Annotated in this window: 10 protein-coding genes and 1 pseudogene; 8 read left to right on the top strand and 3 right to left on the bottom strand. The window is 64.7% G+C overall.

The window, feature by feature from the left end; all coding sequences use genetic code 11:
• Positions 1–261: 261 nt before the first annotated feature.
• On the bottom strand, positions 262–630 hold the full coding sequence (locus ACVOLI_RS19515; RefSeq protein ID WP_481615647.1) for a BON domain-containing protein: 369 nt from the start codon (positions 628–630) through the stop codon (positions 262–264).
• Positions 631–866: 236 nt separating this feature from the next.
• Between ACVOLI_RS19515 and ACVOLI_RS19510 the strand changes: the two are divergent.
• Positions 867–1,046 (top strand): annotated as a pseudogene (locus ACVOLI_RS19510) (hypothetical protein); the annotation flags it as partial.
• 161 nt (positions 1,047–1,207) lie between these two features.
• Here ACVOLI_RS19510 and ACVOLI_RS19505 read toward each other — a convergent pair.
• The gene (locus tag ACVOLI_RS19505) at positions 1,208–1,492 is read right to left on the bottom strand and encodes a hypothetical protein (protein ID WP_282272647.1); all 285 of its coding nucleotides are present in this window, start codon (positions 1,490–1,492) and stop codon (positions 1,208–1,210) included.
• A gap of 107 nt (positions 1,493–1,599) precedes the next feature.
• Between ACVOLI_RS19505 and ACVOLI_RS19500 the strand changes: the two genes are divergently transcribed.
• The 3 genes from ACVOLI_RS19500 to ACVOLI_RS19490 all read left to right on the top strand — a co-directional run bounded on the left by ACVOLI_RS19500 (position 1,600) and on the right by ACVOLI_RS19490 (position 3,316).
• Positions 1,600–1,926, top strand: coding sequence for a hypothetical protein (locus ACVOLI_RS19500; protein WP_481615646.1), 327 nt, complete (start codon positions 1,600–1,602; stop codon positions 1,924–1,926).
• 70 nt (positions 1,927–1,996) lie between these two features.
• Entirely contained in the window at positions 1,997–2,929 is a 933-nt protein-coding gene (locus tag ACVOLI_RS19495) for a CorA family divalent cation transporter (RefSeq protein WP_481615645.1), read from the top strand.
• A 78-nt stretch (positions 2,930–3,007) separates the two neighbouring features.
• A complete protein-coding gene (locus ACVOLI_RS19490; protein ID WP_296251228.1) occupies positions 3,008–3,316 on the top strand; it encodes a DUF3817 domain-containing protein in 309 nt (102 codons plus the stop codon).
• Between the two features lie 129 nt (positions 3,317–3,445).
• Here the strand turns inward: ACVOLI_RS19490 and ACVOLI_RS19485 are convergent, their stop codons facing one another.
• Entirely contained in the window at positions 3,446–3,625 is a 180-nt protein-coding gene (locus ACVOLI_RS19485) for a CsbD family protein (protein ID WP_481615644.1), read from the bottom strand.
• 781 nt (positions 3,626–4,406) lie between these two features.
• Between ACVOLI_RS19485 and mdoH the strand changes: the two genes are divergently transcribed.
• The 4 genes from mdoH to hemC all read left to right on the top strand — a co-directional run bounded on the left by mdoH (position 4,407) and on the right by hemC (position 9,124).
• A complete protein-coding gene (gene mdoH, locus ACVOLI_RS19480) occupies positions 4,407–6,326 on the top strand; it encodes a glucans biosynthesis glucosyltransferase MdoH (protein ID WP_481615643.1) in 1,920 nt (639 codons plus the stop codon).
• A gap of 360 nt (positions 6,327–6,686) precedes the next feature.
• Positions 6,687–7,352: an alpha/beta hydrolase gene (locus tag ACVOLI_RS19475; protein ID WP_481615642.1), complete on the top strand. Its 666-nt coding sequence runs from the start codon at positions 6,687–6,689 to the stop codon at positions 7,350–7,352.
• A 104-nt stretch (positions 7,353–7,456) separates the two neighbouring features.
• Positions 7,457–8,185 carry a LytR/AlgR family response regulator transcription factor gene (locus tag ACVOLI_RS19470; protein WP_296251226.1) on the top strand — a complete coding sequence of 243 codons (729 nt, stop codon included), beginning with the start codon at positions 7,457–7,459 and terminating at the stop codon, positions 8,183–8,185.
• A gap of 30 nt (positions 8,186–8,215) precedes the next feature.
• Positions 8,216–9,124 carry a hydroxymethylbilane synthase gene (hemC, locus tag ACVOLI_RS19465; protein WP_481615641.1) on the top strand — a complete coding sequence of 303 codons (909 nt, stop codon included), beginning with the start codon at positions 8,216–8,218 and terminating at the stop codon, positions 9,122–9,124.
• The last annotated feature ends 124 nt before the right edge of the window (positions 9,125–9,248 follow it).

Raw genomic sequence — 9,248 nt, 5'->3', positions numbered from 1 at the left:
CCAACCCCCCCCCCACCCCCCCCTTGCCTTCGGCTTTTGGGGGGGGGTTTTGGCCCTCGCTTGGCGGGGCAGGGGCCTTCCCGGCAAAGCCTCAGCCGAGCATGGCTCGGCACTCTTGAAGGATGCGCGCCCGCGGCTCAACGACGTTGTTCCGTGTCGACGTCGCTTTGCCACCATTGTTCTGCAACCAGCGCTTCGCCCACGCATGTGCTCCGGCTTCGGCGCGCTGTGTATGTTTGTATCGTGCAGTGGCCGTTGTGCTTACTGCGACGGTTTGCCGCCGATGATCAGCCGGGTGTCGTCGACACTGATGACGCCGTCCACCGTGCGCGCGATATTGACCATGCGGTCAGCATCTGCCTGGCTTGCCACCTGGCCACTCAGGGAGACCATGCCGCCGCGTGTTTCCACGTGGATTTCCATGCCCGGCATGTCTGCTGCGCTGGATAGTCTTTCCTTGATTTCTCGGGTGATCCACGCGTCGCTGCCGGGTTGATCGGCGGCACCTTGGGCCAGCGCTGCTGCTGGTGGGCTTTCCTGTGCGGCTGGCGCGCCAGCGGTGGCTACCGGCGTACAGGTGGGTAGCGTTACGGCAATCAACAACACACTCCGCAGGTGCAGGTGTTTCATCACGATGCTCCTTTGGTTGGGACAAGGACCAGCTTCGCACCGGTCCATGTCGACCCTAGCAAGCAGGGAGTTAGCGTCGTGCGCCTTTGTTGTTAGCTGCACGCGAACGCCCGGTATTCAACTACGTCACCGCGAGCTGAAGCAGCGGATGAATGCAGGGGAGGGCTTCACCAATATGCACGTGATGCTTACGCTGGCACGCCTAGCGTCGATTCATTCCACAGCGGAGCATGACGATGACGCAGGGTGACAAGAGCGCCTATACAGGCAAGCAGAAGCGGCAGGCCGCACACATCGAGGAAAGCGAGCGTAAGCAGGGGCGTTCGAAAGCTGACGCCGAGCGCATCGCCTGGGCGACGGTTAACAAGCAGGATGGCGGCGGGAAGAAATCGGGCTCAGGCCGTGCATCGCACAAGCACTAGCAGTTGCCGGACTGGCGAATTCGCAGTTGCGGGTAATGCCTGAAGCGTGCCTGCAGGAGCGACGTTCGCCGCGAAGCCAATGGCCTGAGGCGCCATCAGCTTCGCGGTTCACACCGCTCCCACAAGGTCGTCGAAGCAGAGTTGGAAGAAGCGGCTCAGGCCTCTTCTTCCTCCTCCTCTTCTTCGTCTTCTTCTTCCTCGTCCTCTTCGTCTTCATCCTCTTCTTCGAAGGCGTCGGCTTCTTCGACGCGGACGAAGTTGGGCAGGGTGTCGGCGAAGCTGATCTGCTTGCCGTTGGCCAGCATCGGGCGCACGGCGCGCTTGCCGGCTTCTTCCACTACCGCAAAGCACACCAGGCTCTGCGCGCTTTCGTCGCCGGCTTCTTCGAACACGGCTACCCAGCCGTCGGCGGGGATGATCTGGATGATGTTGTCTTGCATGGCTGGACTGGTGGTTGAAGGAATGGCGAGCTTGCGTGAAGGCGGGCGCGCTTTGCAACCGTATGCAGGTGGGATACTGCTCCGCCCGTGATTGACGGAGCTGTGGGATGGCCGAGGCACCATTGCGTACGCCCGATGGCCGCTATCTGGTGGTCCGCGGGCGGCTGTGGCGGGCCAGCAATCCAGGCCTGCCCGAACAGCTGCGGGCGTCGTTGGTGAGCCAGCTGATGACCGCGCGGCGGGAAGTCGGCGCGGCGCGGCGTTCAGGTGACCGGCAACTGCTGGCCAAGGCCGGGGCGGCAGTGGATGCGGCCAAACGCGGCCTTGGGGAGCGCGGCCCGGTGTGGTGGCAGGACGGCGCGCCGGACTTCAACCGTCATCTGGCCAGGAACACGCCGTATGCGGACTGGTACGCCGCGCAGGCGCTGGACTGAGCTGCTAGTGGCTTTACTCGGCGTGCGCTGCAGACGAGGATGAGCGCTGGTCCAGATGCGGAATCACACCATGCTCCAATGCCGCACCCTCGCTACCGCAGCCGGCGGCACGGCACCCACCTCGCTGTGGGTGGACCTGTGCCAGCCAACGCCCGAGGAGCTGGCGCAGGCCTCGGCGCAGGTGGGCTTCGTTATTCCCGACCGTGCCGGCATCAGTGAAATCGAGTTCAGCAGCCGGGTGCGCGTTGAAGGTGAGGCCTTGGTGCTGAACCTGCCGCGCTTCCAGTACGAGGTGGAGCACGTGGTCGGGCCGCTGGGCTTCGTGGTCGCACCCAATGCATTGGTGGTGCAGCGCGAGCACCGCATCGACGCGCTGGAAGGCGTGGAAGCGGAGCTGGGCAAGCACCCCTGCCACGGCTCGGCCGATCTGTTCCTGCGCATGATCGAACACATCGTCGATCGCCTGGCCGATCTGCTCGAATCGCTGGAAAGCACGATGAGCGAGTTCTCACGCCAGGCCTTCAATCACCCAAAGGGCAAGCGTGCCTCACGACGGCTGGAACAGATGCTGCACGAGGTGGGCATGATGGGGCGGCGCATCGGCGCGCTGCACAACACCTTGCACGGCATGCTGCGGATGATGAGCTATCTGGATGAAGCCACGCCGGATTGGTTTGGTACGGATGCGCCCAAACGCATCAAGCTGGTGGTCAAGGACCTGACCTCGCTGAGCGAGTTCGAGCAGCAACTGGGCGACCGCAACGAGTTCCTGCTGGACAGTGTGCTCGGCCTGATCAACATGGACCAGAACGAGGTGATGAAGGTGATGGCGGTGGCCTCGGTGGTCGGTATTCCGCCAACCGTGCTGGTTGGGGTGTGGGGCATGAACTTCGCCTCGATGCCGGAACTGCATTGGCATTACGGCTACGCCATCGCGCTGGCCGCCGTGGGCTTGAGCATCGTGGTGCCGCTGCTGTGGTTCAATCGACGGGGCTGGATCTGAGTCGCGCGGATGCGACGCATTCTCGCCTACAATCGCGGTTCTTTCGAACCGCTGATGGAACCGATGTCTGCCAAACCAATGACCCCCGCCGGCAAGTTGTTTGCCGCCGCCGCACTGATTGAAGGTGTCACCTGGGCCGGTCTGCTGATCGGCATGCTGCTCAAATACGGCACCGGCACCACCGAGCTGGGTGTATGGCTGTTCGGCCGCCTGCATGGCCTGGCCTTCGTGTTCTACGTCGTCGTAACCCTGTATGCGTGGATCAAGCTGCGTTGGCCGCTGTGGGCGATGTTGCTGGCGCTGGTAGCGGCGGTGCCGCCGCTGGTGACCGTGCCGCTGGAAATGTGGTTCCGTCGCATCGGTCTGCTGTCCGAACGTCCGCATTGATGTGAGGGTGTTGTAATGGCGCGGCCGGCTTCCACACGGTCGCGCCATTGGAACTGCACAGTGTTGCCGGGTATTACGGGCTCCGGTTATGTGCGTTGCGGGAGCAGTTCTTGCGGGGTGATGCGGTCGTCATGAATGTCGATGCTTTACCTCATCTGCAGCCTTGCTCATTGCCTTTTGTGCTTTTCCAGCATTCCTCTCCATGTTGCCGGCCATCTGCTGGGCTTTGTTGCCTGTCATCTTCCCGGCAGCTTCCTTGATGGCACCTTTGATTTCGTGTTTGGTGCCTTCAACACGGTTGCGGTCCACGAACGGTCTCCGGAAACGGCTGCCTCGCTGCAGACAGGTCCAGACTGCGCAATGCCGGGTTTGCGGCAGGTGAGCGCAATGTTGTGATCGCGTTGTGTGCAGGGCCGGATTTAGCCTGGGTTCTGCGTGCGCATGATTGCGCCCTGTTCACCGCTGGTCGATACAGCTGGATTCGGTTGCCTGCGGCCAGGCAAGTCGTTCCATGCGGCGATGCCATTGGATATGAACGGATATCCGTGATGCACGCGCGGCGTCCTGCGTCCCGATTCCTGATGCCTGAGTGGGGCCGCGGGATTCCCTCGGGCGGCCGGGCCCCGGGTCTGTCGATCGTGCGGTTCTGCTCGTCAGGTGGCGCCCGCTCGCGCGGAACAGGTGCAACTGCAACGGTTTGACGCGGCCCTGTGGCACGCGCGTCCCCTGCGCTACGGGTGCTTCCCGCGAGCCTCCCATTCGTCCCGGGCCACGGTCAAAGTGACTGGCGCAGGTGTACCTGTCGATTTGATGATGGATAATTCCCCCGTCGCCGATGCCGTCAAGGGATTGCGGCGGTTGGGCCCGTAGCGGCCTGGGTGGCCAGGTTGGCACCTGCAGCGAGGTGGTTCGAGGGGGCTCCCGCATCGTGACCGGCAGGCTTCGTTTGCCGCAGGTTTAAGTTGGTTCTTCTAGTTTTCCCGGCTGGTCGGCTTCTCCTTCAAGGATTTCAGGTGCAACACGCAAGCAAACAGCGTTACGGCAAGGTGTGTCGCCAGGACGGGCTGCAGGTCACGCAGCGGGGTGGTCGATGAGCTCTACGGTAAGGACCGACAATGGACTGGATGCCGGCATCGCCGTGCTCCCGGCCGAACACCCCTTGGCCATGCCTGAGCAATCGCTGCGCTCAGGCAAGCTGCATGTGCCGCGGCAGAAGACCGCGCCGGCCAATATCGGCCTGCGCCGGCTGTACGTCTTCGGCAGCACCGCGCTGACCACGCTGCTCGCCACCTGGTTGATGGCGCGGGTGCTGTCCAACGGTGGCATCAACGTGCTCGAAGCCTGCCTGCTGGGCCTGTTCGTGCTGTTGTTCGCCTGGATCGCGATGTCCTTCGTCAGCAGCCTGGCCGGGCTGCAGGCGCTGCTGCGTGGCCGCCGCAAGCTAGGCATCTACCCGGACACGCCGCTGCCGCAGCTGCGCAGCCGTACTGCCTTGTTGATGCCCACCTATAACGAAGACCCGCGCCGGATGATGGCCGGCCTGCAGGCGATCTACGAATCGGTGGCCGCGACCGGGCAGCTGGAGCACTTCGATTTCTACGTGCTCAGCGATACCACCCGCGACGCCATCGGCCGCGCTGAAGAGCAGGTATTCGCGCGCCTGGTGGAAGCCACCGGCGGCGCCGAGCGGCTGTATTACCGCCGCCGCGCCAGCAATGTGGGCCGCAAGGCCGGCAATATCGCCGACTGGGTGCGCCGCTTCGGAGGTGCCTACCCGCAGATGCTGATCCTCGATGCCGACAGCTTGATGACTGGCGATGTGATCGTGCGTCTGGTGTCGGCGATGGAGAACCACCCTACCGTCGGCCTGATCCAGTCGCTGCCGGCGGTAGTCGGGGGCCGTACCGCCTTCGCCCGCATGCAGCAGTTTGGTGGCCGCGTGTACGGGCCGGTGATGGCCTATGGCGTGGCCTGGTGGCACGGTGCGGAAAGCAATTACTGGGGCCACAACGCGGTGATCCGCACCCAGGCCTTTGCCGAGCAGGCCGGTTTGCCGGAGCTGCCGGGACGCAAGCCGTTTGGCGGTCATGTGCTAAGCCATGACTTTGTCGAGGCCGCGCTGATCCGCCGCGGTGGCTGGGCCTCGCACATGGTGCCCTACCTGCATGGCAGCTACGAGGAAGGCCCGCCGACCCTGACCGATCTGCTGATCCGTGATCGCCGCTGGTGCCAGGGCAACCTGCAGCACTCCAAGGTCGTGGCCACGCCGGGCCTGCACTGGGTCAATCGCGTGCATATGTTGATCGGCATCGGCCATTACTTCACCGCACCGATGTGGGCGATGTTGATGCTGATCGGTATCGCCATCCCGCTGATCCACGGCGGCATCGATCTGGCCGAGGAGCTGCATCTGGATCTGCGCTTGGCACCGGCGAGTTACTGGCGCGGTTTGGACCAGGATGGGGTGTTCTGGGTATTCGTGGTGACCATGATCGCGCTGCTGTCGCCCAAGCTGATGGGTTATGTGGCGATGCTGACCTCGCGCAAGGAGCGCATCGGTTGTGGCGGCGCGTTCCGCGCTTTTGTTTCGATGCTGCTGGAGACCGTGCTGGCGGCACTGATGGCGCCAGTGGTGATGTACGTGCAGTCGCGCGGTGTGGCCGAAGTGCTGGCCGGCAAGGACTCGGGCTGGGACGCACAGCAGCGCGATGACGGCAGTATTTCGGTGAGCGCCTTGTTGCGCAGTTATGGCGGTTTGAGCGTGTTTGGCGTGGTGATGGGCGTGGCCGCCTATCTGGTGTCGCCGCCGCTGGCGGCGTGGATGGCGCCGGTGGTGATCGGCATGGCGCTGGCAGTGCCGGTGGTAGCATGGACGTCCTCGCGAAAAGCCGGTGACTGGCTGCGCAGGCATGGCCTGCTGTGTATCCCGGAAGAAAACGCCCCGCCGCCGGTGCTGCTGCGTGCAGCCGAGTTGCGTGCGGCTGCGATGAAGGAACCGCTGCAGGATTGAAGGCTGTGGCTCTTGTAGGAGCGGCGTAAGCCGCGAAGCCCATAGCAATCAACCGCCATTTTGGCCTGTGATCTACGTGCAGGTCGCCGGCTTGGCTTCAACCGGCAGCACCACCAGCTTCGCGGCTTACGCCGCTCCTACAGCTGGCTTCGGATGGTTTTTTGTAGGAGCGGCGTGAGCCGCGAAGCCGATAGCAATGCACCGCCATTTGGCTGGTGATCTACATGCAGGTCGCCGGCTTGGCTTCAACCGGCAGCACCACCAGCTTCGCGGCTTACGCCGCTCCCACAAAACGGGAGGGCTGTCCCTATGGCTGTGCCGGGCAGGCATAATTCCCGCCTGTCTTTGGGAGTGATGCACATGCTGGAAACAGTGGAGCAGGAAACCGGCGCGTCGCCGGAATGGTCGGTGATCTGGCTGCATGGCCTGGGTGCCGATGGCCATGATTTCGCGCCTATCGTGCCCGAGCTGGTGCGTCCGCAATGGCCGGCGATCCGCTTCGTGTTTCCGCATGCGCCCAAGCGCCCGGTCAGCATCAACAACGGCATGCCGATGCGTGCCTGGTATGACATCGTCAGCATGGACTTCCGCAGCCGCGCCGATGCCAAGGGTGTCGCCGAATCGGTGGAGCAGCTGGAGGAGCTGATCGCCCGTGAACAGGCACGCGGCATTCCGGCCAACCGTATCGTCCTGGCCGGTTTCTCGCAGGGCGGGGCGATCATCCTGTCCGCTGGCCTGAAGCGCCGTGAGCCGGTCGCCGGCCTGGTGGCCTTGTCGACCTATCTGCCGGAAGTGGATGCTGCACCGTCGCAGTTGGTGGATGGGGCCATCGCCCAGCCGATCTTCATGGCCCATGGCAGCGCCGATCCAGTGATTCCGCTGCAGATCGCCGAGCACAGTGCACAGGTGCTCAAGACGCTGGGTTTCGGCGTGGAATGGCACCGTTACCAGATGGCCCACCAGGTCTGCGGCGAAGAGATCCATGCGCTGGGCGACTGGCTGCAGGCCCGTTTCACGCAGGTCTGATCGGTTTGTGAGCTGCTCCGCAGTTGCCGGGATGTTGACGGCGGCCTGCAGCGAACCCGGCTACCATGTCGCCACGACTGGGGAGCCGTGAGTGAGGTAGTGGTGTGAAGGTAGTAATCGCCGATGACGAGCCCTTGGCACGCGAGCGCCTGCGCGCGCTGCTGGCCGAGCTGGCGGGGGTGGAGGTGGTTGGCGAGGCCGCCAACGGCAATGACGCCCTGCAGGTCTGCGCGCAGACCCAGCCGGATCTGGTGTTGCTGGATATCGCCATGCCCGGCATCGACGGTCTGGAGGTCGCCCGCCATCTGGCGCGGTTTGAGCCGCGTCCGGCGGTGGTGTTCTGCACCGCCTATGACGCCCATGCCTTGTCGGCGTTTGAAGCGGCGGCGATCGACTACCTGATGAAACCGGTGCGTGCAGAGCGCCTGGCCGCAGCGCTGGAGCGTGCGCGCACCTTCATTGTTGGCCGCGCCAATGCCGCGCCAGCCGCGGCCACGCAGCCGCGACGGGCGTTGTGCGCGCGTCTGCGCGGCAGCCTGCGGCTGGTGCCGGTGGAGGACATCCTCTACCTTCAGGCCGAGGAAAAATACGTGGTGGTGCACCACCTGCGTGGCGAAGACCTGATCGAGGAATCGCTGCGCTCGCTGGAAGACGAGTTTTCCGGGCGTTTCATCCGCATCCACCGCAATTGCCTGATCGCCCGTGATCGGTTGCAGGAAGTCCGCCGCACGCCGGCCGGGCAGGTGCAGGCAGTGCTGCGTGATGTCCCGCAGCCGCTGGAAATCAGCCGCCGCTGCGTGGCCGGGCTGAAGACCGAGATGGAACGGCTGTGACCCGGAGCTTGCAGCGGCGATAATGGCCGTATGAGCATCCTGCGTATCGCCACCCGAAAGAGCCCGCTTGCCCTGTGGCAGAGCGAACACGTCGCCGACCGCCTGCGCCAGGCCCATCCAGGGCTGCAGGTGGAACTTGTGCCGATGAGCACGCGCGGCGATGAAATCCTTGACCGTTCGCTGGCGGCCATCGGCGGCAAGGGCCTGTTCCTGAAGGAGCTGGAGCTGGCGATGCTGCGTGGCGACGCCGATTGCGCGGTGCATTCGCTCAAGGACGTGCCGATGGAGCTGGAGGCGCCGTTCGCGCTGCCGGCGATCCTGACCCGCGCCGATTCGGCTGATGCTTTCGTCTCCAACACCTATGCGTCGCTGGATGCGTTGCCGCAGGGCGCCTGCGTCGGCACTTCGTCGCTGCGCCGGCAGGCACAGTTGCGTGCGCTGCGCCCGGACCTCACGTCGCGCGACCTGCGTGGCAACGTCAACACCCGCCTGGCCAAGCTGGATGCCGGTGAATATGACGCCATCATCCTGGCCTGTGCCGGCCTGGAGCGGCTGGAACTGGGCGCGCGGATCCGCGATCGTCTGGTCGCCCCGCAGTGGCTGCCGGCGCCCGCACAGGCTGCAGTGGCGATTGAATGCCGGCAGGACGATGCCGGCACGATTGCGCTGCTCAAGGCGCTGGACGATGCCTCCACCCGAACCTGCGTGGAAGCGGAGCGGGCGATGAACCGCGCGCTGGATGGCAGCTGCCATGTGCCGGTGGCGGGTCTGGCGCAGCGGCGCGGCGAGGACCTGTGGTTGCAGGGCCTGGTCGGCGGCGTGTCTGATGGCCGTGCGGTGCGTGCGCAGGCGCAGGGCCCGGCGAGCGATCCGGAGGCGCTGGGACGTGAAGTGGCGCGACAGCTGTTGGCCGCCGGCGCGGGCGAGCTGTTGCGCTGAGCTTCGCCTTGCCGGTAGTGCCGAGCCATGCTCGGCAGAGGCTCTACCGACAAAGCCTGAGCCTGGTGCCGAGCCTTGCTCGGCATCAGACCAGCCCGGTAATGCCTCTTGCCGTGCATGGCTC

The organism is Stenotrophomonas sp. STEN029 (assembly GCF_056760015.1).
The sequence above is the reverse complement of the archived record's forward strand: the minus strand, read 5'-3'. Positions and strand labels throughout refer to the sequence as shown.